At 68.1% G+C, this 21,348-nt stretch carries 19 protein-coding genes and 1 pseudogene; 12 read left to right on the top strand and 8 right to left on the bottom strand.

Annotation, left to right across the window (positions count from 1 at the left end; all coding sequences use genetic code 11):
• The first annotated feature begins 41 nt into the window (after positions 1-41).
• Positions 42-1,067, top strand: coding sequence for a LacI family DNA-binding transcriptional regulator (locus tag ACWGE0_RS26090; protein WP_452263518.1), 1,026 nt, complete (start codon positions 42-44; stop codon positions 1,065-1,067).
• A gap of 602 nt (positions 1,068-1,669) precedes the next feature.
• Here the strand turns inward: ACWGE0_RS26090 and ACWGE0_RS26085 are convergent.
• On the bottom strand, positions 1,670-4,561 hold the full coding sequence (locus ACWGE0_RS26085) for a BTAD domain-containing putative transcriptional regulator (RefSeq protein WP_452263517.1): 2,892 nt from the start codon (positions 4,559-4,561) through the stop codon (positions 1,670-1,672).
• A 266-nt stretch (positions 4,562-4,827) separates the two neighbouring features.
• Positions 4,828-5,004: a tyrosine-type recombinase/integrase gene (locus tag ACWGE0_RS26080; RefSeq protein ID WP_452263536.1), complete on the bottom strand. Its 177-nt coding sequence runs from the start codon at positions 5,002-5,004 to the stop codon at positions 4,828-4,830.
• 1,117 nt (positions 5,005-6,121) lie between these two features.
• Between ACWGE0_RS26080 and ACWGE0_RS26075 the strand changes: the two genes are divergently transcribed.
• From ACWGE0_RS26075 to ACWGE0_RS26065, 3 genes are all read left to right on the top strand, one after another.
• Positions 6,122-6,628 (top strand): hypothetical protein, encoded by a 507-nt coding sequence (locus tag ACWGE0_RS26075; protein ID WP_452263516.1) that lies wholly within the window; start codon positions 6,122-6,124, stop codon positions 6,626-6,628.
• Between the two features lie 388 nt (positions 6,629-7,016).
• Positions 7,017-7,469, top strand: coding sequence for a hypothetical protein (locus ACWGE0_RS26070; RefSeq protein ID WP_452263515.1), 453 nt, complete (start codon positions 7,017-7,019; stop codon positions 7,467-7,469).
• Between the two features lie 251 nt (positions 7,470-7,720).
• Complete coding sequence (locus ACWGE0_RS26065; RefSeq protein ID WP_452263514.1) at positions 7,721-9,088, top strand: Fic family protein; 1,368 nt, start codon at positions 7,721-7,723, stop codon at positions 9,086-9,088.
• Here the strand turns inward: ACWGE0_RS26065 and ACWGE0_RS26060 are convergent.
• The gene (locus tag ACWGE0_RS26060) at positions 9,042-9,491 is read right to left on the bottom strand and encodes a hypothetical protein (RefSeq protein WP_452263513.1); all 450 of its coding nucleotides are present in this window, start codon (positions 9,489-9,491) and stop codon (positions 9,042-9,044) included. The genes ACWGE0_RS26065 and ACWGE0_RS26060 overlap by 47 nt on opposite strands.
• Positions 9,492-9,583: 92 nt before the next feature.
• On the opposite strand from ACWGE0_RS26060, the gene ACWGE0_RS26055 reads away from it, so the two are divergent.
• The 4 genes and pseudogenes from ACWGE0_RS26055 to ACWGE0_RS26040 all read left to right on the top strand — a co-directional run bounded on the left by ACWGE0_RS26055 (position 9,584) and on the right by ACWGE0_RS26040 (position 11,893).
• Positions 9,584-9,952, top strand: a complete 369-nt coding sequence (locus tag ACWGE0_RS26055) for a transposase (RefSeq protein WP_452263512.1) — start codon at positions 9,584-9,586, stop codon at positions 9,950-9,952.
• Positions 9,915-10,226, top strand: a pseudogene (locus ACWGE0_RS26050) (ATP-binding protein); the annotation flags it as partial. The gene ACWGE0_RS26055 and the pseudogene ACWGE0_RS26050, both read left to right, overlap by 38 nt.
• A 58-nt stretch (positions 10,227-10,284) precedes the next feature.
• On the top strand, positions 10,285-11,022 hold the full coding sequence (locus tag ACWGE0_RS26045; RefSeq protein WP_452263511.1) for a class I SAM-dependent DNA methyltransferase: 738 nt from the start codon (positions 10,285-10,287) through the stop codon (positions 11,020-11,022).
• Positions 11,023-11,347: 325 nt separating this feature from the next.
• Positions 11,348-11,893 (top strand): hypothetical protein, encoded by a 546-nt coding sequence (locus ACWGE0_RS26040; RefSeq protein ID WP_452263510.1) that lies wholly within the window; start codon positions 11,348-11,350, stop codon positions 11,891-11,893.
• 296 nt (positions 11,894-12,189) lie between these two features.
• On the opposite strand, the gene ACWGE0_RS26035 is transcribed toward ACWGE0_RS26040, so the two are convergent.
• The 3 genes from ACWGE0_RS26035 to ACWGE0_RS26025 all read right to left on the bottom strand — a co-directional run bounded on the left by ACWGE0_RS26035 (position 12,190) and on the right by ACWGE0_RS26025 (position 14,982).
• Positions 12,190-13,038 carry a helix-turn-helix domain-containing protein gene (locus tag ACWGE0_RS26035; RefSeq protein ID WP_452263509.1) on the bottom strand — a complete coding sequence of 283 codons (849 nt, stop codon included), beginning with the start codon at positions 13,036-13,038 and terminating at the stop codon, positions 12,190-12,192.
• Positions 13,035-13,532, bottom strand: a complete 498-nt coding sequence (locus tag ACWGE0_RS26030) for an SRPBCC family protein (RefSeq protein ID WP_452263508.1) — start codon at positions 13,530-13,532, stop codon at positions 13,035-13,037. Before ACWGE0_RS26030 ends, ACWGE0_RS26035 begins: the two co-directional genes overlap by 4 nt.
• Before the next feature lie 448 nt (positions 13,533-13,980).
• Positions 13,981-14,982: a zinc-binding dehydrogenase gene (locus ACWGE0_RS26025; protein WP_452263507.1), complete on the bottom strand. Its 1,002-nt coding sequence runs from the start codon at positions 14,980-14,982 to the stop codon at positions 13,981-13,983.
• A 247-nt stretch (positions 14,983-15,229) separates the two neighbouring features.
• Here ACWGE0_RS26025 and ACWGE0_RS26020 point away from each other — a divergent pair, with 247 nt between their 5' ends.
• The 3 genes from ACWGE0_RS26020 (at position 15,230) to ACWGE0_RS26010 (ending at position 18,350) form a co-directional block, all read left to right on the top strand.
• A complete protein-coding gene (locus ACWGE0_RS26020) occupies positions 15,230-16,369 on the top strand; it encodes an ABC transporter substrate-binding protein (protein ID WP_452263506.1) in 1,140 nt (379 codons plus the stop codon).
• A gap of 167 nt (positions 16,370-16,536) precedes the next feature.
• On the top strand, positions 16,537-17,706 hold the full coding sequence (locus tag ACWGE0_RS26015; RefSeq protein ID WP_452263505.1) for a sensor histidine kinase: 1,170 nt from the start codon (positions 16,537-16,539) through the stop codon (positions 17,704-17,706).
• Positions 17,703-18,350, top strand: a complete 648-nt coding sequence (locus ACWGE0_RS26010) for a response regulator (protein WP_452263504.1) — start codon at positions 17,703-17,705, stop codon at positions 18,348-18,350. Before ACWGE0_RS26015 ends, ACWGE0_RS26010 begins: the two co-directional genes overlap by 4 nt.
• A gap of 346 nt (positions 18,351-18,696) precedes the next feature.
• Here ACWGE0_RS26010 and ACWGE0_RS26005 read toward each other — a convergent pair whose 3' ends face one another.
• Positions 18,697-19,602, bottom strand: a complete 906-nt coding sequence (locus ACWGE0_RS26005; protein WP_452263503.1) for an oxidoreductase — start codon at positions 19,600-19,602, stop codon at positions 18,697-18,699.
• Between the two features lie 132 nt (positions 19,603-19,734).
• Here ACWGE0_RS26005 and ACWGE0_RS26000 point away from each other — a divergent pair, with 132 nt between their 5' ends.
• Entirely contained in the window at positions 19,735-20,685 is a 951-nt protein-coding gene (locus ACWGE0_RS26000) for a helix-turn-helix transcriptional regulator (protein WP_452263502.1), read from the top strand.
• A gap of 372 nt (positions 20,686-21,057) precedes the next feature.
• Here ACWGE0_RS26000 and ACWGE0_RS25995 read toward each other — a convergent pair whose 3' ends face one another.
• Positions 21,058-21,297 carry a pentapeptide repeat-containing protein gene (locus ACWGE0_RS25995; protein WP_452263501.1) on the bottom strand — a complete coding sequence of 80 codons (240 nt, stop codon included), beginning with the start codon at positions 21,295-21,297 and terminating at the stop codon, positions 21,058-21,060.
• Positions 21,298-21,348: the final 51 nt, after the last annotated feature.

Below are 21,348 nucleotides of genomic sequence, written 5' to 3'. Positions count from 1 at the left end.
GACATTGATACGTTTCAACACAGTTGAACAGAGGGAGTCATGTGAAACCAACAGTCGGTATCCGTGAGGTCGCCCAGCGAGCGGGCGTCTCCATCGCCACGGTGTCCAACGTGCTGAACCGGCCCGACGTGGTCGCCGTCGAGACCCGGCGACGGGTGCTCGCGGTGATGTCGGAGCTCGGCTTCGTCCGCAACGAGTCGGCGCGCCAGCTGCGCGCGGGCCGCAGCCGGGTGCTCGCCTATGTGGTGCTGGACGCGTCCAACCCGTTCTTCACCGACGTGGCGCGGGGCGTGGAGGAGGTGGCGCGCAAGGCGGGCATGGTCCTGTACCTGTGCAACAGCGCGGGCGACCCGAGCCGTGAGCGCGAGTACCTGGCGCTCCTGCACGAACAACGCGTCGAAGGCATCCTGATCACTCCGATCGAGCCGGACCGGCCGGAGTTCCGCGCGCTCGTCGACAAGGGCACCTCGGTCGTGCTGCTCGACCGCAAGGACAGCGACGGCACCAAGTGCTCGGTCTCGGTCGACGACGTGCTGGGCGGCGACCTGGCCGTCACACACCTGCTGGAAGCCGGGCACACCCGGATCGCGATGGTCGGCGGCCCGTTCTCGATCCAACAGGTGCGCGACCGGCACGAGGGAGCCTTGCGCGCACTGAGGCGAGCCGGTCGGTCCGATGAGGACCTCACCGTCCTCGAAACCAAAGATCTCAACGTCGCCGAAGGCCGCGGCGCGGGAGACCGGCTGACGGGCCTGCCTGCCGCCCGCAGGCCGACGGCGGCGTTCTGCGCCAACGACCTGCTGGCACTGGGACTGCTGCAGTCGATGACGCAGCAGGGCCTCGACGTGCCCGCCGACCTGGCGGTCGTCGGCTACGACGACATCGAGTTCGCCGCGGCCGCCGCGGTGCCCCTCACGTCCGTGCGGCAGCCGCGTGAACTGCTCGGCCGCACCGCCGCGCAGCTGACGCTCGAAGAAGCCGATGGCCACCCGGACCACCAGCACCGCCAGGTGCTGTTCGAACCGGAGCTGGTGGTGCGTGCCTCCACCGTGCGCAGGCGGCGCTGAGGATCAGAACTCACCCAAGCGGAAACGATCGGTCGCGCTGTGTAGCGTCGGCGGCCATTGTCGAGTTCGAGCCGGTTGGCTGGTCTTGGCTGCCTGACCCTTGCCGAGTTGTGGAGGTTGCCGCGCCGAGTTGTTGAAGGGCGCAGCGATTCTGGCCCGTGGCAAGCTTGACTCAATTCGCCGCGAGATCATGGGAATTGCTGTGTTCTTTCTGTCCTTTGTGGACTTCGAGGACATTCTGGGGGCATTTGATGTCGGGCCCCAAGGAGGCTCTATGGGTGCTGACCAGGAGCACACCGTTTTGATGCGCCTCCGCGAGGAACTTCTCCAGCTGCCATGGCAGGTGGTGGCGACAGGCCAGCCAGGCGTGAGCCGCACGATAGCGACCTTGACCAGGCACTGACGGTCTACCACGCCGAGCCCGGCTCGCCATCCGACGAGGCGCTGCGCATGTTGGCGTGCTGGGCTGAGCCGGCACGACATGCTGATGGAAGATCCAGAGCAGCAGGAACTACAACCAGTGCGGCACGGCCGGCGCGCCCGCGCAGTACCGCGGTTCGGTGTACTACGTGGAGATCCCGTGTTCGGGCATCTGCCGAGGGTCAGGCGTTCTGCGTGTTGTTGTCGTCCGCGTTGGGAAGCCTGTTCGGCTCCGTTGCCAGGGCGAGGTCGTCGAGTTGTCGTTGCACCCGTGCGGAGGCGTCATCGCGGCCTTGTTCCCGATACAGCTCCAGTGCCTCCTGCCATGCCTTGCTGGCCTGGTCGTGTTGTCCGAGAGCGGCGTGAAGATGGCCGAGGTTGTTGAGGGTGTCCGGGACCTGGTAGGCGTCTCCGAGAGCGCGGCGCAGGGTGAGGGCCTGGCGGTAGTGGTCGACGGCCTGCCGGTGATCACCGGTGCGGTGGGCGATGAACCCGAGGCTGTCCAGGGTGCCCGCCTCGCCTTCGAGGTAGTGGTGGTGACGCTGCAGGGTGAGGGCGGCGCAGCAGTGATCGCGGGCGGTATCGAAGTCACCCAGGCGTGCGGCGAACCAGCCCACCGCGTTGAGCATGTTGGCTTCCCACGCCGGCTGGTCGAGGGTGCGGTAGAGATCAAGGGCGTGTCGAGCGTGCTTCAGTGCGCGTCGGTCGTCCCCGCGCAGCTCCCAGGTAAGCGCGAACGTCTGGTGGGTGTGTGCCTGTTCAGCGGCGTCGTGATGGTGCATCGCCAGGGCGAGAGCCCGGTCCAGGTGCCCGGTGGCTTCCTCGTGCAAGCCCAGCAGGGAATAAGTGCGTCCGACGTGTCGGTGGGCGCGACTGTGGGTGGCGGGGTCGGGCAGGTGGACGGCTGCGTTCAGCGCGGCCTGCCATGTGGCGAGTGCGTCGCGCCGGTGCCCCCTCCGGAGGTGAAAGATGTCCAGGGCTTGGGCGAGGTGCCAGACGACGTGGTCGCGGCCGAGGACGACGGCGGCGCGCTGGGTGGCGAGGAGGGTGGGGTGCTCGGCCTCCAGCCATGCCGTCGCAGCCACGGCGTCGGGCAGCGGGAGTGGCTGGACGCCGGGCGCGGGCGGATCTGGTCGCACGAGTTGGCGGTGAGGTTCCAGGATGCGGTCGGCAATGTGGGCGGTGTGCAGGTAGAAGTCCATCACCCGCACCAGAGCTGTGTCCCTCACGTCGTCGGGCATGTCGTGTGCTGTTGTGGCGGCGTAGGCGCGGACCAGGTCGTGCATCGCGTACCGGCCGCCCGGTCGCCGTTCGACCAAGGATGCCTCCTCCAACGCCGATAACGCCTTGCGTGCGCGAGCCGAGGACAGGCCGGTGAGGGCGACCACAGCTGGCAGGGTGGTGTCGGGACCGGGTGCGATGCCCAGCAGCGCGAACACGGTGCGCTCGGTGTCAGTGAGTCGGCGCAGGGACCAGGACAGGACGGCGGGCAGGCTGGCGGCGGGGTCGGTGTCGTGGTCGAGCATCTCCAGCCCCAGCTCGCGCAGCTCGGCGGCCGCCTCGGCCAGCGGGAGGCCGGGGCGGGTGGTGGCGTCGCGGGCGGTGATCGACAGCGCCAGCGGGTAGCCCCCGCACAGGTCGATCAGTTCATCGACGGCGTCGGGTTCGGCGGCGACGCGGTCGGTGCCCAGGCGTGCGGCGAGCAGGGCACAGGCCTCGACGCGGTTCAGGACGTCGAGTTGTAGGTGGCGGGTGCCGTGCCGGTCGATCAGCGAGGCCAGTCGGAGGCGGCTGGTGACCAGCACGGTGCAGGCAGGGCTGCCCGGCAGCAGCGGGACGACCTGCTCGGCGGTGGCGGCGTTGTCCAGCACGATCAGCATCCGCCGGTCGGCGACCATGCTGCGGTACAGCGCGGCCTGCGCGTCCAGGTCGGTCGGGATGCGGCCGGGACCGACCCCAAGGGCGTCGAGGAACCCGCGCACCGCCACCTCGGGGGCCGTCGGCTCTTGGGTGGGGCTGTACCCGTGCAGGTCCACGAACAGCTGCCCGTCGGGGAACTGCTCGGCGTGCTGGTGCGCCCATGCCAGGGCCAGCCAGGTCTTGCCGATCCCGCCGGCTCCGCCGATCGCCGAGATCATTACCGTGGCGGCGGCCGGTGTCGCCGAACCGGTGCCGGACGGTAGCGGGTTCTGATCCAGTTCGGCGGTCAGCGCCTCGTCCAGGCGGGCCAGCTCGGTGTCGCGGCCGGTGAACCACGGTGGCGACGCGGGCAATTGCCGGGGCACCGGGCCCTCGATCTTCGCCCCTGTCCCTCCCTTGATCGCTGCCGGGGGCGGGGTGAGGGCGAGGTCGTTGGCGAGGATGCGCTGGTGCATGTCCTGTAGTGCGGTGCCGGGCTCGGTGCCCAGTTGCTCGATCAGCCGGTCGCGCAGGTGCCGGTAGTGGGCCAGGGCGTCAGCGGTGCGGCCGGCGCGGTGCAGGGCGAGCATGAGCTGGCCGGCGACGCGTTCGTCCAGCGGCCAATGGGCGGTGCGGGTGGTCAGAGTGGCCACCAGGTCCTCGCCATGGCCCAGGCGCAGCAGGACGTCGGTGAGGTCGCACTCGGCCTCCAAGCGCTGTTGGTGCAGCCGGTCGCGTTCGGCCTCGGCCCACTCACCGTCCACGCCGGTCAGCGCTTCTCCCCGCCACAGCTCCAGCGCCCGCTGCAGCAGCACCACCGCATGTCCGTCATCGACGGCACGGGCCCGGTCGCACAGGTCGTGGAAGCGCAACAGGTCGACCGCGGAGCGCTCGGCCTGCAGCGTGTAGCCACCAGGCCGCCGGACCACGGTCGCCGATCCACCGCCGGCATCCGCGAGCAGCAGCCGCAGCCGCGACAGATAGTTCAGCAACGTCGCCCTGGCCCGCAGCGGTGGATTCTCGCCCCAGACCCGGTCGATCAGCCGGTCCACCGACACCACCCGGCCCGCGTCCACCGCCAGCGCGGCCAGCACGCACCGCTGCCGCGCCGGCCCGAGATCGAGCGCGCCACCACCGGAGCGCACCGCTATTCCACCCAGAAGAACAAATTCCATCCGCCGGTTCCCAAGATTTCAAACTGCGACCGTGTCACATACATCCAACCAAGGTGATACCAGTCCTGAGCAGCAGATTGTTGAAAAACACGGGAAATTCACGGAGGCGGCGGCGCACAGTAGGAACACGCCGGTAGCCGACATCCGGAAGTGGGTGTCACGGCCAACGTCGTAGGAGGGAACTACATGCACTCAACGCTCAAGGCCCCGTGCTTGTGTAGCTGTCCCAGCACCACAAGTATTTGATCTTGTCCCGATGCGGCCGGTCAGCGACGTCGGAGCCAGCGGCGTAGTTCGTCGTCGGCGGCCCGGTCGGAGTGCTCGGCGTACCGGAGCGAGGTTTGGATCTTTCGGTGGCCGAGCCGCTTACGGATCGTCTGCAGGCTGACCCCGCCGTTGATCAGCTCGGTGGCGTGGGTGTGCCGGAGCTGGTGGAGCCCGATGTCCTCATCGGCGAGCCGGTTGTACTTGGCCCGGAACTCCCGAAGCTACGGCGAGCCGCAAGGTAGGGGGATCTTTATTTCGGGTGGGGGTCGGGTTGAGGATGATCGGTACAGCGGTCGCCGCTGGGGGCTACTCGGGAAAGAGGCGATCGCCAGGATCGCTGCGGCGAAGCCGTCCACCAAGGCGCTCGAAGTTCTGGCGCATGACGAGGCTGGAGATCTTCAAGAAATGGGAGCGTGGATCTTGTCGGTGAGCTCCGCGCGGGCGGAACCACTTCGATGCCGATCGAAGCCCTGTCGGGGCAAAATATCAGAACCAACCATGGCAGGCTCGATCGATATTGATCGAGTCTGCCTGAATCGGAGGTAGGAAATGGTAATGTCATTCGCTCGTCGCGGAGCAATCGCCGGGATGACGGTAGTATCCGTACTCGTGGCCGGACTCATGGTCAGCGCCACTCCCGCAAGTGCCGCCACTTCGGTTTACTGTTCTTTCAGGTACCCGACCGGGGGGCACTACTGTCAAACCGCTGTGATCAGCGCAGATCCCTCAAGTCATAAATTGTTCTGGGAGGCCCGTCCCTGGCATGTATTTCCTTGCATCGAGTATGTTCGGTATCGATTCTGGGACATCGACACTGGCGTCACTATTAGGTCCGGCACTTTTCGCTCCGGCGCGGAGGGGACGGTTGGCGGGCTGTATGGGCGCTACCGCATATCTGTCGACGGATTTTGCAGTTCTCAAGCTTATTTGCAGCAAGTAAGTTGATAGTCGTCTGGGATCGTTGCGCGAATGCGCCGATTGTTCAGGCGGTGACGCACGGCCCTGGTGTTGTTCCGACCAGGAAGCGGCCCGAGCGCCCACCACCGGGAAGCCGAACGACCGATAACGCGTGTTCGCGGGCCTCAAGCCGAACCGGTGAAAACTTGTCCGAATGTGCAGAAAGGATTTCATGGTGAAACGAATTCCGGTCGCGGCGAGTCTCGGGCTCGCTTCAGTGACGACGAATTCCGTTGTGGTCGTGCCCGCCGACGCCACGTCACACGCTGACGTTTTGGTCGCCGGACCGTGGCCCTGCTCCGGCTCGCACCGGTCGCTGGCCAACCTGGAGCTTTCATGAACGGGACAAGGAAGCTCGGGAGTCTCGGCGTCGCGATCACCGTTTTGATCGCGAGCGTCTTGTTGAGCGCGACGCCGGCACGCGCGGACGGAATCGTGCGCTACGAAAACGTGGGGAACCCGGGATGGTGTATGGCGGCCGTGCAAGGCGTAAGACTTGCGCCCTGTGGTAGCAATTATCACCAGCAGTGGTTGTGGAACGTCGTGCCGACTGGGCCAATGGCCGGCATGATCATGCTGAGTAGGTCCGACTATCCCAGGGAGCACTGCCTCGCGTATGACGCGTCATGGAACGAGGCCTACCTTGCTTACTGCAATGTCAATGCGGCGAACCAGTACTGGAGCGTATGGGGCCAGAACGGCTGGGTGGTCTACCAACTGGCGAATACCAACTCGTGCCTCATGCCATATGGCACCGATGCGGTGCGTAGTACTTATCCCCTTGCGTTGTCCTTATGTCCCGCTCGGACGAACGTGCCGAACATCTACGCGTGGCGCTATTGAGGCTCGGTGAGCAGGGTGCGGCGGCCGAGGTCGGCGAGATCGCGGTGAGGACCGCGGGCGATGTCGCTGCGGCAAGCCATTCAAATCCCCCAAGTGCACATGCAGACACGCCTGATCGGCGCGCGAACGAGCGGGGAGGATCACAAAGACACGCTGGAGGCACGTTTCGTGCTCGGCCGGTCCTATTCGAGTCCAAGTTGGACGAAGCGAGTCAGCACAACGCGGCAGTGCATCAGGTTTTTGACGAGATCTACGGTCGGGAGCACATTCTTAGCCTCATGGCGTGGCACAACTGGGCTCGCAACCGCGCCGAAGTGGGTGCCGACGACCAGGCGCGGTCCGAGCTCACGGAGATCCTGGCCTGCCGAGAGACAGTTGCAGCAACGACGTGCTGTTCCTGACCGCCGCCGATCTGTTGCGCAAGGCCGGAGACCTCGATCGGGAAGTCTGGGCGCTCATCGGCTTGTCCGCCGCGTACGCCGGTATCGGGCAGCACGCCCAAGCCCTGGATCTGCTCACCGGGCTTCGTGATCGCGTGGCGGACGGCAACTGCTGGCATCCGGGCGTGGCGGCTGAACTGGACGTGCGTGTCGCTGTCCTTGCCTATCTCGCCGATGGCCGCCGGCCCACACGGAACTACCTGCTCGCCCTGCGGAACCGCACTTCGGACGACGTGTCCCGGCTGTCGGAGATCTCGGACGCCCTTCAATGCCCAGAACGCGCGGAAGATCGGCTGCGCAGGTTCGCTGAGTTCCCCATCGTGTACCCGCCGCCTGGGCACAAGCCGTGGCTGCACCGCAGCATCGGCCAGGAACTTCCCGACCAGCTGTCCCTTGGGTAACCGATCCGGGTGTACCTCTGAGAAGGATCTTGGATCTCACGCCGGCGTCGACATCACCGTCATCGCCGTCTGGCTCGGCCACGAAAGCGTTGCCACCACATAAATCTACGTCATGAGCGGATGTTCGATTGGTCTCGAAGTGGTGGTGTCCGCAGTTGTGTGTCGGTGCCGGTGGTGGGGGTGCTGCTTCGTGCTGTCGGATCCGAGGCAATCCGGTTGAACGGGTGACGGGCGATGTGCAGGATTGCGCGGTGATCAGTGATCTGGCTCCTGTTTTTCTGAGCTGGGACGAAGTGGATCCTTCCCGCCACCCGTTCGACCGCCTCTCGGCAGCGCGGGTGGTGAACTCGCTCGGCCCGGCCCGGCGGGTGCCTCGCGCCCCGTCCCCTGATCCGGCGATGAGCGGCTGGTCCTACAGCGAGGGCAACCTCTGGGCCGACGCGATGTCCCGCGCCCTCGTCGAACGCTACGGCCTGTGGGCGCTGGGCTGGCGCTGGGCGCACGACGAGGGGGACTTCGACGGCGGGCCGGTGGAGAGTTGGTGCTGCCCGAAGCACTCGATCACCACCCCGGAGGAAACGCTGGCCCGGGTCACCGCGGCGCTGTGCGAGTGGCGCGGGTGGCTGGAAAGCCTTGCCGGGTGGTTCGATGCCTACCTGCTGGAGCCGGCGGATGTCGAGGACCAGCGGATCCTGTGGGAGTGCGCCGCCCGGAACCTGATCCTCCAGATCGTCGACCGCACCGGCTGCGGCAGCGGCTGGCACCGGCACTGCAGGCAGGTCCTCACCTGGTACCTCAGCCGCCGGGACATCGCACCCGAGCTCGCACCGGACCTGGTCGACCAGGCGATCGGCGGGCGGTTCCACAGCTGGACCACTCCCGACGCGGTGCTGGTCGGCGACGTCGCGGAGAAGTTCGCGCTGTCACTGCGACCGGATGACGACCCACCACCCTCCGAACCCGCGCCCGACCACCTGGAACGCTGGCTCGCGGTGCGCGAGGCCGTGCCCTGGCCGCAGGCCACGGGCAGTGGCCCGGACGGGCCGGTGGTCCCCGCCGTCGACGGCGCGGCGGTGGACATCCGCGCCTTCGACGGCGTCGTGGACCCCGCCCGCGCGGAAGGCATGCTCGCCGCCATTGGACTGGTACGGGCCGACGCGCGACGCGGCGCCTCACTCGACTTCCCCTTGCTTCGCGGCTGGCAACAGCATGTCCTGGGCACGCCACAACCGCCCCCGTTCCGCACCTCGCCCGCCTTCGCCAAAAGGGGCCGGGAGCGCTACGGCATCGACCCCACCACCCGCACCCGCCTCGACGCCTGCCTGGCCCAGAGCGCACAGGACACCGAACGGCCCCTCGCCTTGACCGCTCGCGCAGCACGCGCCTACCTGGACGTCTGCTTCTTCCACCCCTTCGACGACGGCAACGCCCGAGCCGCCTTCCTCGCCCTCGTCTTCGTCCTCGCCCGCGAAGGCGTCGCACTGGACAACGTCGGCCTCCTCCGACGTAACACCTTCCACGCCGACGCCCCCGAGGACCCGGTGATCCTCACCCGGTACATCGACTCCCACATCACGTCGACCCGCCGCGCCGCCGCGTCCGATCACGCACCGGGCTGACCCGGCCGGTGAGCACCACCCGAGCACGACAGATGCGCACGACGATCCACGCGGAACGAGCGCCACTCGCCGACCGGTGACGGCGACTCGTCCCGGCCACGGAACGATCACCGGCACGTGCCCGTGATCTCAACGCACCGACAGCCACCCCGGTCCCACCACGTGGTCCGTCGCCGAGCGCCCACTCGACGCGCAGCCTGCGCCAAGCCCGCAGCACCGACCTCTGGAACCCGAGTTCGCCGTCCCTGACCCGCAGCACGAGCGGTTCGCCGTCGCGGACACCCACCTGGACCTCCAGGCGACCGGAGCAGTAGCCGCGCACCGGGCACGCCAGGTCGGCCGTGTCCGCGACGTCGTCCTCGGCGAACTCCACCGCCTGCGAACCGTCGAGATCGAGCAGCACACCGCGGACGCGGAACCCCGGGACCTGGTCGCGGCCCGCGGCTCGACCTGCCGCAGCTGCACGACGTCGGACCGTCCGGCGCGGCCCGGCTGTTGGCCGATGTCGGCGACATCGGCCGGTTCACGACCCAAAACCGGTTCGCCTCCTGGAACGGCAACGCACCGCTGGACGCCTCCTCCGGGACCAGGTCCGGCACCGGCTCTCCCGCGCGGGGACCCGCCGCGCCAACCGGGTCCTGCACATCATGGCCGTGGTCCAGCTCCGCAACCCCCACCGCAGGCCGCGCCTGCTACAACAGAAGGAAAGCCGACGGGAAGACCTCGATGGAGGCGATGCGCGCTCTCAAGCGCGGCCTGTCCAACGTCGTCTACGCCCGCATGATCACCGACCATCGACTACGCGACGTTCTGCAGTCAGCACCGCCTCGCCCGCTGCGGACGGGTCGATCTTCTCTGTATTGATGAGTTGGGCTATGTGGAGCTGGACCGGCGCGGGGCCGAACTGCTGTTCCAAGTCTTGACCGAGCGCGAGGAAAAGAACAGCGTGGCGATCGCCTCCAACGAGTCGTTCTCCTCGTGGACCAAGACCTTCACCGATCCCCGGTTGACCTTCACCGACCCCCGGTTCTGCGCGGCCGTCGTGGACCGCCTCACCTTCGGCGGCAACATCATCGAGACCGGAGGCGACTCCTACCGCCTCGCCCACACCAGAGCACTGAAATCCAACACAGCCTGACGCCCTGGAAGTCCGCGGCTTGGGCAGGATGTCTACCGTGACATCACACTCCGCGCAGGTGAGCCAGTCCCGACCGTTCTACGCCGATCATGCCGCGGCCTACGACCTGCTCATCACGGATCCGGTGGAGCCCTGGGTCGACGCGGTCCACGACGTGCTCGTGCGAACCGGACATCACGCGGCGTCAGTTCTGGACGCAGGCTGCGGGACCGGCCGGCATGCCGCCGCCCTCGCTGCCAAAGGCCACCACGTCGACCTCGCCGATGCAGCCGGCACACTCCTGGACCAGGCGGCGAAACGGTGTCCCGCAGCACGGCGCTACCAGGCCGACCTGTGCTCGCTTGACGTCGTATCGCCATACCAGGCGGTGACCTGCCGCGGCGTGCTGAACGACATGATCACCGATGCCGAACGCGACGCGGTTCTCGTCTCGCTCGCGAGCAGTCTGCAGGAGCGCGGTCTGTTGATACTCGACGTCCGCGACGAGCACGGGTCCCGGGAACGCGCAGACGGGACGCCCCGTGAACGGACAGTGGAACTCGGCCCGGGAAAACAGCTGACCTTCACCAGCACCGTCACATGGCAGGCAGGACTGCTGCATGTCCACGAGCAGTACGACCTTCTTGCACAAGACGAGCCTCAGCAAAGGTCGAGCTACGACTTCATGATGCGTCCCTGGAGCACGGCAGAACTCCGTCAACGTCTGTCCACGGCAGGTTTCCACGACATCGAGATCGGCCCCGGAGCCGGACGGAAGACCGCCGACCGGCTGTTCATCGTCGCCGTCCGTCGATAACCGTCTCGCGGCCCTCGCCTCCCGGCATGCAGACGCGCCTGCTGGGACCAATCCACTCGTTCGCACCACACCAATGATCGCCAAGTGGGCCCAGAACACTCTGTCGCGTGGAGCCAGACGACTCGTTCGAGGCCAAGGGTGTCATGAGCGCGCGTTGGTCGCTGTGCGATCAGCGGCATGACAGTGCGTTCGTGTGTCCTGGTCGTGGAGGAACTGGTGTCCGCAGTTCGGGGCGGTGCTCGACGAGTGTCGACATCTGCGCCATCCGGGTGTCGGGCCCCGTGGCGCGACTCGGATCTCGGATTGCCGGGCCATGCTGTGGTGCATGAGCTCCATGTGGCTGGTGGTGATCGCCGTCGGAGTCGTGCTGGCGTTGTTGAGTGCGCTGCTACTCGCTCGACGTCGACTGGGCGGGAAGGCCCCTGGCATTCGTCAGCGGACATCCGTGACTCCTGGGGTCGCCATGAAGCGTTCTCCGACTGAGCGGTCTTCATCTCCGCCGAGGGCGCGACGGCCGGTGCCGCCTGTCACGGAGTTCATCGTGGTCGGACGTCGGGTGCGAGTCACGGTGAACGGCAATGGGCTGGTGGTGCACAGCCAACAAGGCAGCGCCTGGCGTGAGTACGTCGGATTCGAGTGGAAGCAGATCTACAAGGCGTACCTCGATTCGGGTACGTATGATGCCGCTCTCGCTCTGTACGCGACGACGAGCAACGGCGAGGGCTCGCGCAAGCGGCACCTGGTGGACGCGCAGCACCTGACCCGCGCGCAGTGGAGCGAGCTTGCGTCCGCTGCCGCCGCATGGACTGCGGGAAGAGTCGTAATCGACCTTTCTCCGCTCGATGATCCTCCTCCCATCACGGACATCTGACCGCTGCCGCTCCATCCGAGCCGACTGGTCCACGTCGTCACGCGACAACGCTCTGTCGTCGGCATGAGCGCGGCACCGTTCAGCACCCAACCGTCGATCTTGAGGCCAAGGCTGTTGAAGCAGTCATCGCATCCGTGCGCGGAGTATTCGACCTGAACGACCGGTGGGAGGGCACCACGCTCAACACCTGCGATGGCCTTCAGCCTGCGTGGGGGACCACGCCTCCGCTCCGCTCTCGGTGCCGGTGCTGTTGAACGAACTGGTGTTGCCGGCCCGGTCCACGAGCGGCTCGGTCGTCAGCGAGCCTCGCTGAGCCGGGACGCACGCAGGAGGTCGAGCTGGTCGGCGCCGCTGGTTCCCAGGGCTGCCGTGTAGGTGACGATGCGCAGGTCGACGCCGGGCACGGTCAGCACGTCGCAGTCCAGAGTGACGTCACCCAGCTCGGGATGGCTGATCGTCTTGAGATCGCCGGTGAGCTGTCCCATGCCCGCCACCGGCCACAGCTCACCGAAGAAGGGCGAGGCCGCCCGCAAGCCGTCCACGAGCGCCGCCAGTTCCGGGTCGGCCGGGTAGCGGGAGGCCGCTTCGCGCAGGTCCGCGACGATCGCGGTCTCGAAAGCGTACGGTCCGGCTGTCGAGGTGACCGGGCGCAGGTGCCAGCGGCCCTCGCCCGTGCCGAAGAGGGCGCGGGCGAGGTTGCGTTCGGCGGGCGGCAGGCCGGACGGATCGCCGTGCAAAGCCGTCCACATGTCGTTCCACCACAGCAGGCTCCAATCAGCGGCGAACACGCCGATCGGGAGATCGCCGAGGCGGTCGACGAGGCGGCGGATGCTCGGCGGCACGTGGGTGCCGATGGTCTGGTCGCGGGGCGCGAGCAGGCCCGCAGCACGGAAGAGCTGGTCGCGTTCGGCAGGGGAGAGCCGCAGCGCGCGGGCCAGGGCCGAGACCACCTGGACGGACGGGTTGGTGGCCCGGCTCTGCTCCAGCCGCAGCACGTACTCGTGGGAAAGACCGGCGAGCTCGGCGAGTTCCTCGCGGCGCAGGCCGGGGGCGCGCCGACGAGCTGACCGGGCGTAGCCGGCATCAGCCGGGTCGAGGCGGTCTCGCCAGCCGCGCACCAGGGCACCGAAGCTCAGGTCGCTCACTCCTCCATGATCGCACCGGGCGTGTCCTGCACCACGGTCACCATCCGAGCGAGCGCGGCGCGCATGTAGCGGGTCCAGAGCGGATTGAACGGCCCGGCGACGATCCAGCGGCGGCCAGGCAGCGGCTGGAAGTCGTAGGTCCACCGGATCGACGTGCCGGTGCCGTCGGGGAGGAACGACCACTCGCCACGCACCCCGGAGACCAGCTTGGCCAGCACGTTGGTGAAGCCGCTGAGCTCGTAGGCGAACCCGTGTCCGTCCACGACCTCGGTGAGCCGCTCGTCGGCCTTGGAGCCGTCGGTGAACCAGGTCTGACGCGAGGTCCCCGGCCGGTCCCAGGTACCGGTCTGGCCGCGCACCTCCGCGACGCCGGGGAACGGTCCCCACGGCTTGAACACCTGGGGGAGATCGATCGGCACGATGATCCGGTGGGTGTGGGCGGGGCTGGACGTCGTACGAGCGAAGACGGTGATCGGAACGCTCTTTTTCGTCATGCCACGAGCATCACGGGCCGTGCCCGCCCGAGGCAGACACCTGTCAGTACACACCCTCGAGGTCTCGCCGTGCTGCCTTCTGCGGGTAAATTCCAGTCGACGCGGAGGCTGGGCGACTACGCGAGCCGCAGGGGCGCGTTCTGGCAGCTTGGAGCGCGACTCCATCGGTCACGGCTCAGTTGGCTCGGCCTGTCGCCAATCGGACTGATGCGGTTGCCGTCGGGTGGCCGTTGCAACTACATGACCGAGTGGAGACCTCGTCGTCAGGCGAGAGTCGTCTCCAAGCCAGGATCAGGGCCGACGAGCACCGCTGTCTCGCCAACAGAAACGGGCATGGGGCCAGCACCACCGTTGCCCGAGCCGCTCCGCGTCGATGACGAAATGCTGTTCAGCTCGCGTCAGCCATGCCTCTCATCCCGGTGGTCAGAGCGGCCTGCGATTCCAGGCCTCAGTGCCGGACGCGGACGACGAGCTTGCCGGTGGCGCGGTCGTGCTCCATGTCGTCGTGGGCCTGTGACACCTGCTTGAGGCCGTCGTAGACACGGTCCACGGGGAACGCCAGCCCGCCAGCCGCGATCGCGTCGAGGATCTCCTGGAATGCCTCCCGAGGCAGGTCGGTGGCGTCGCCGAAGTAGCCCGCCAGGCGCACGCCCTTCGGCAGGTACTCGTTCGGGGAGAACTCCCGCACCGTCCACTGGTTGGACAGGCTGCCGCCGAAGCAACCCGTGCCGTGCACGCGCACCGCGCGCAGAGTGTCGGGCAGGGTCGGCGTGCCGACGAGATCAAGGGCGGCGTCGACGCCCTCCGGGTACAGCTCGCGCACGGCCGGCGCGACCTCGCCGGTGTCGAGCAGGGGGTGGTGGACGCCGTGCTCCTTCAGCAGTGCGAGGCGTTCGGGCCGCCGGGTGGTGGACAGCACCGTAGCGCCGCGCCATGTGGCCAGCGCGGCGGCGGCCAGACCTACCGAGGAGGTTCCGCCGCGGATGAGCACGGTCTGACCGGGCTTGAGGTCCAGGCCGACGGTGAGCGAGCCGTAGGCGGTCTGCACCATCTCCGGCAGGGCGCCCAGCATCTCCCATGGCAGGTCGGTGTCGACGGGGATGACCTGCGACAGTGGCACCGAGGTGTACTCGGCATAGCCGCCGTCGTAGGTACGCCCCATGTTCCCCATCATCGCGACGACACGCTGCCCGAGAGCCAACCCGCTGCCGTCCGAGGCCGCGTCGACGGTGCCGGCGGCCTCGATACCCGGCACCCTGGGAAAGCTGACGCCCTCGCCCAGACCCAGCCGGAGCTTCAGCTCCGAGCGGTTGAGCCCGAACGCCTCGACGCGGATGCGCACCCAGCCGTCACGCTCGGGCGGGAGCGGGAGGGTGGTCAGCCGCAGGTTGTCCACAGGGCCGGGGGCGGAGAGCTGGACGGCGCGCATGGTGATCGGCGAGGACATCATGGACTTGCCTCTTCCGGGGTAGGAGCGTCCAACCGCCGTGTCAACATGCGGCCACTGTGGGTTCATTCCCGACTCGCTGATGTCCGGCGGCCGACCTGCTGGGCGTTCCTCGTTCAATCGTTCGGTTGAACGAGGATTCGATCCTCCGCTGTGCGGTGACGCTCCGCACGGATGACGCGGAGATCTTTCGACCGCAACATGATTGGCATCGTCGAACAGGCTGACCCTGGGACAGAAAGGTTTCACCGTGTCGAGCTCGCTCAGCAGACGACGTGTCCTTGCCGCAGGTGCCGGCGCAGCGCTCGGCCTCGGTGCCTTCGGCAGTTCTGCGGCGTCAGCGGAAGCCGTCGGGACACCGCAGATCGCCGGGCCCGAGGAGAACAGGACGCTTGACGAGATCTACCAGGCCGCGCTCAGGGAAGGCGGCAAGCTCGCCATCTACGCCGGTGGCGACACCCCGACCCAGCAGGACGGCACGAAGGCTGCGTTCAAGGCCCGTTTCCCCGGCATCGACCTGACGCTGATCGTGGACTACAGCAAGTACCACGACGTCCGCCTCGACAACCAGTTCGCCACCGGCACCGTCGTGCCGGACGTCGTGCAGCTGCAGACCCTGCAGGACTTCGTGCGATGGAAGGCACTGGGGCGCCTGCTGCACTACAGGCCCGCCGGGTTCTCGAAGGTGTACGACGGTTTCAAGGATCGTGAGGGCGCCTGGGTCGCGGTCGCGGCGATCGCCTTCAGCTTCATGTACGGGCCCGCGGCCGTCGGTTCGGACGCGCCGCGCACGCCCCTCGACCTCGTCGACCCGAAGTGGAAGGGCAAGATCGCCTCGTCGTATCCGCACGACGACGACGCCGTGCTCTACCTCTATGCGCTTTACGCCCAGACCTACGGCTGGGACTGGGTGGCCAAGCTGGCGGCTCAGGACGTGCGGTTCGCCCGCGGCAGCAACTCGCCGGGCGAGGCGGTCGTCGCCGGGCAGAAGGCCATCGGCATCGGCGGTGCCGGCTCACTGGTGGCGCCCCCGTCGTCGCCGCTGAGGTTCGTGGCGGCCGACGGGCATCCGTTCATGGCCTGGGGTCAGCGGGCCGCGATTCTCAAGCAGGCCAAGAACCCCACCGCCGCCAAGCTGTACCTGAACTGGCAGTTGTCCCTCGCCCAGCAGCAGGCGTCGTTCAACGGCTGGTCGGTGCGTACGGACGTCACCCCGCCGGCCGGCCTGAAGCCCATCTGGAAGTACCCGAACGCGCACGTCGACGGCTTCCCGCGATTCATGGCCGACCGCGCCGAGGTGGAGCGTTGGAAGCAGACCTTCGCGTTGTACTTCGGTGAGGTCAAGGGCGATCCCACGCCCGGATGGCCCGGATTGCGTCCCGGCGCCTGATGGTGAAGGGCGAGGGCCGCTGAACGTGGCCCTCGCCCTTCACATCGGTCACACCGCGGGTGGATACACTGGGGCTTCGCTGGTCCTAAGTGGAGCAACAATCCCCGGGGGCTGCTTTGTCCGACCGCGGGTCCGCCCGGCCTCCGCTGTCGGCACATCGACGCCGGATGGTTCTCGAATACCTTCCGCAGCTCGTGTTCTTCATCATCGTCTGCGCCGCGACGGTCCGGCTCGTGGACCTGAACGTCGCACTGTGCTGGCAGATCGTGACCATCAGCTCGGCGCTCGCCGCCGTGTACGCGGCAGGCATGACACTGTGCGCCAGGCTCAGCCCGCTCGCGAGGCACGGCTGGGTGGTGGCGCTGATCCTGCTCTGGGCAGCGCTTCTCGCGCTCACCCCGCCGTTCCTGACCGTTGCGTACGTCTGGTGCGCCGTGCCGCTGGCGTGTGCGGTCCTGCGCGTGCTCGGCCACCGTGGGGCCTTGGTCGCGGTCGGAGCGATCACCACCGTGCTGGTCGCCCGGCTGGTCTGGGCCACCGGCGGGTTCGACGCCGAGGTCGTGCTGATTCCCTTGGTGGCGGTGTGGGGCACCGTGGCCCTGTACTGGGCCCAACAACGGGACGCCGAGGAGCGGCAGCGCCTCGTGGAGGAGTTGCGCGGCACGCGCGACGTGCTGGTGCGGGAACAGCACCGGGCTGGTGTGCTGGAGGAACGCACCCGCATCGCCCGGGATCTGCACGACACACTCGCCCAGGAACTGTCCGGCGGCGTGATGCTGCTGCAGGCGGCCGAACGGAACTGGGAGGGGCAGCCGGACGTCGCGCGCACCCAGGTCCGCATGGTCGCCGACGGTCTGAGCGCGGGTCTCGCCGAGACCCGGCGCATCATCACCGACCTCACGCCGCCCGAGATCACCGACGCCGGACTCGCGGGCGCGCTGCGCCTGCTGTGCGACCGCGCGCGGCAGAACGAGACCGCCGAGCGCGTCGAGTTTCGCGCCGTTGGGCCGCACCGTCCCGGCCTCGACGAACAGGTCGCCACCACGTTGTTCCGCGTGGCGCAGAGCGCGCTGGCCAACGTGCGCGAACACGCGCACGCCACCACCGTGACGGTGGTCTTTCGCCAACAGCAGGAGCGCGTCGAGCTGGAGGTGCGCGACGACGGCGCCGGCTTCGAGCTCGCCGGTGAGGTGTCCCGAACGGGCAGAGGCTTCGGCCTGCACTCGGCGAAGGCCCGGCTGCTCGAGTGCGGGGGACACCTCGACATCGACAGCGCACCTGGTCGAGGCACCCGGATCGTGGCCGCCGTTCCTCTCCTGACTGCAGCGGTCTCATGACCGTCACCCCGTTGCGCCTGCTGATCGCCGACGACCACACGGTCGTGCGAGCCGGGCTGCGGGCATTGCTCGAAGGTGAACCCGACTTCAACGTCGTCGCAGAGGTGGGCAGCGGCGAGGAGGCCGTGCGGGTTGCTGTCGGCCTGAGGCCCGACGTCGTGCTGATGGATCTGCGGTTCGGAAACGCGGAACACGGCATCGACGGGGTCGAGGCAGTCCGCCTGCTGACCGCCCAACTGCCCGGCACGGCGGTGGTGATGCTGACCAGCTACTCCGGACACGCCGATGTCGTCCGCGCGTTGCAGGCCGGTGCGCGCGGCTACGTGCTCAAAGCGGGACTGCCAGAGGAACTCTTCCGCGCCGTGCGCGAGGCCGCCACCGGGGGCATCGGCCTCGCGTCCGAGGTCGTCGGGCACCTGGTCGGCCGAGTGGTCACACCTCCGCTGGAGTTGAGCGAGCGCGAGAAGGAAGTCATCCGGTTGATGGCGGACGGTCACAGCAACCGTTCGATCGCTCAGTCGCTGTTCCTCAGCGAGGCCACGGTCAAGACGCACCTGGTACGCGTCTACCGGAAACTGGGTGTCGACAACCGGGCGGCGGCCGTTTCCGAGGCAGTGCGCCGGGGGTTGCTGGAGCTCACGTAAGTGGTGGCCTGCCGCTCGGGTTCTCGTCAAGACGTGACAGGGCAGCGGCCGCCAGCACCAGATCGAACAGTTCGCCCCGGCGGGGCACCGAGGGATCGGCTGCCAAGCGCAACAGGAACGGCACATCGCCGTCCTGACATCGGCATGAGCGAACGACCTGCGGCATGAGAGTGCGGCCATGACTGTCGTGGCGGTGAGTCCGGTGTCGCGGACCCGTTCGAGTGTGGGCAACAGGACATCGAACACGAACGGTTGGACGCCGCAGCTGTCCTCGATGATGGCAGGAGTGCGCCTCCGCGGTCGGGACAGCCGCCGGCGTGCTGGCCGGCCCCTGGGTACCTGGGTTTCAGAGGTAGCTGATGCCGGTCAGTTCCTCGGCCGCTGCCCAGAGTCGCCTGCCGATGGCCGGGTCGGCCGCGTCCCGGTTGAGCCGGGCCTCGGTGACGCGGCCGCGCGTCTCCCCGAGGCCGGCCGGCCCGAAGAACTGGCCACCCTGCACGCCGGCCGCGGTCGCGGCGTACAACTGCGGCAGCGCGCCCCGCTGCACCGACTGGGTGGCCAGCAGGCCGAGCCGCGCGATCACCTGCCCTGGCCGGCCACGGTGTTCCCAGGCGCGCGGGGTCAGGTTGGTCCGGGTGAGACCGGGGTGGGCCAGCACGCTGATGATCGGCAGTCCGGCGGAACGCAGGCGGCGGTCCAGTTCGAGGCCGAAGATCGTGGTGGCGAGCTTGGATCTGCCGTAGGCGGTGGTGGCCCGGTAGCCACGTTCGGACAGCAGGTCGTCGAAGTCGAGGTGCGCGGTCTTGTGGGTGATCGAGCTGAGGCTGACCACGCGGGCTTCCCGCGCCGCGGCCAGGTTGTCGAGCAGCAGGCTGGTCAGGGCGAAGTGGCCCAGCATGTTGGTGGCGAACTGCAGCTCGAAGCCGTCGGCCGAGGTGCGGCGCGGGCCGAGCAGGACCACGCCGGCGTTGTTGACCAGCAGGTCGATCGCGGGGTGGTCGACGGCCAGCTTGGCGGCGAACGCGTGTACCGAGTCGAGGCAGGCCAGGTCCAGCTCGCGCACCTCGGTGTCGCCGTCGATCCGGCGGGCGGCCTGCTCGCCGGCGGCGGTGTCGCGGACAGCGAGGACGACGTGGGCGCCGTGGCGGGCCAGCTCGGTGGCGGTGACCAGGCCGAGGCCCGAGTTTGCGCCGGTCACGACGGCGATACGACCGTGCTGGTCGGGGATGTGGTCGGCGGTCCATCCGGTCATCTGCTGCTCCTGGAGGGTGTCGGTGCACTGTGCCGACGACGTTAGGAGTTGTCCGGGCCGGCTCGGTCGTCCTTGGTTGCCTGGGTCTGCGAGGCCTACCTTGGGCACCCGCGGAGCAGACACACTGGTGGCATGAGCAGTCCTCGTCCCTACGCTCGCGAGCTCGGTGAGTTCCTGCGTGCCCGGCGCACCCGGTTGCGTCCGCACGACGTCGGCCTGGAACCGGGCGGCCGGCGCAAGGTCACCGGGCTGCGGCGCGAGGAGATGGCTCTGCTGGCCGGGCTGAGCACCGACTACTACCAGCGGATCGAGCAGGGTCGCGAGGTCCGCCCGTCCGACGACGTCCTGGCGGCGCTCGCCGGCGCGCTCGGCCTTGGCGACGAGGAACGCCGGCACCTGTTCGCCCTGGGCCACGCCGCCCGCCGGCCGGCTGGCGCCCCGGTGAACCGTGAGCCGAAGCGGGTGCCGGACAGCACACGCCGGCTGCTGAGGGTGATGGACACCCCGGCGGTCGTGCTCGGCAGGCACCTGGACCTGCTCGACTGGAATCCGATGGCCGAGGCGCTGCTCGGCGATCCGGGCGACTACCCGCCGGACCGGCTCAACATGCTCCTGCTGTTGTTCGACGACGCGCGGACCGACCAGAAGAGCTGCTCGGACTGGGAGAAGCAGGCGCTGGACTACATCGGCATGATGCGCGCCGCCGTCGCCACCGACCCCACCCACCCCCGCGCCGCCGCGATCGTCGGCGAGCTGAGCATCCGCAGCGCCGAGTTCCAGCGGTTGTGGGCCCGCCACGACGTTCGCGAGTCGGTGAGCGGAGCCAAGACTTTCCGGGTGCCCGAGGTGGGCGACATCGTCCTGGACTGGGACACCTATCCGCTGCCTGGCAACCCCGGACCGGTCATGCTGGTGTTCACCTCCGAGCCGGGCAGCGCTGACGCGGACCGGCTGCGGCTCCTGGCGTCGTTGCACGCGTCCCGCTCCGCGCTTGCCGACGAGCTCCGCGACCGGCATCTCAGGTCGTCCGGTCGCGGGCATGTCGACCTGGACTCGGCCGGCGTCGCTGAACCCGGCTCTTGACCTTGGAGCAAGGTGATCGCCACACCCCCGGTTGTCGGTCACGTCGAGCCTCCGGATCTCCGTCCGGAAAGCCACCCCGCAAGTGTGTGCGTCGCGATTCCACCTGGTGACTTCGACAGTATCGGCGGGAAGCCGGCCAGGTCACGGAACAGCGCGGGACTGACCAGTTCCCTGGTGCGGATTCTCGCCGGCAAGATACATCGCGATGGTGGGCTCGAAGTTCTCACGGGTGAAGAACGGTCGACGCCGTCTTTGGTGTCCCTGTTCTCGTCCGTGCGGGTGCCGTCCAGTCCCGGAGAGAGGGCCACGATCGCCGCCGGGACATCCTGTCGTCGGCATGAGTGGGCGCTGATGGCCGGCCGGGCTTACGGATCAACTCCGCTTCAAGGTGGCATGGTCGCCTGTGGTGTCGAGGCACCATCCGTCAGGCCAAATGCTTGAGCTCGCATCCACTTCCGGGCTCGTCGTTTCTGGATTCTCGACGACAGTGTCCTGGAACTCGGCGGTCGCGGTTTCGCTGATCCACTCGGCGTTGCGGAAGTCCGCGCTGCCGGCGAACACCGCGCCCTTGAACGACGCCTTCCCGTGGAAGGTGGTTCCCTGGAACGACACGTGTCGCCCGAACCTGACTAGACGGTTGCCCTGCGAAACCATTGGTGAACC

Source organism: Lentzea sp. NPDC054927 (genome assembly GCF_053610285.1).
This window is presented reverse-complemented; position numbering and strand designations above follow the sequence as displayed.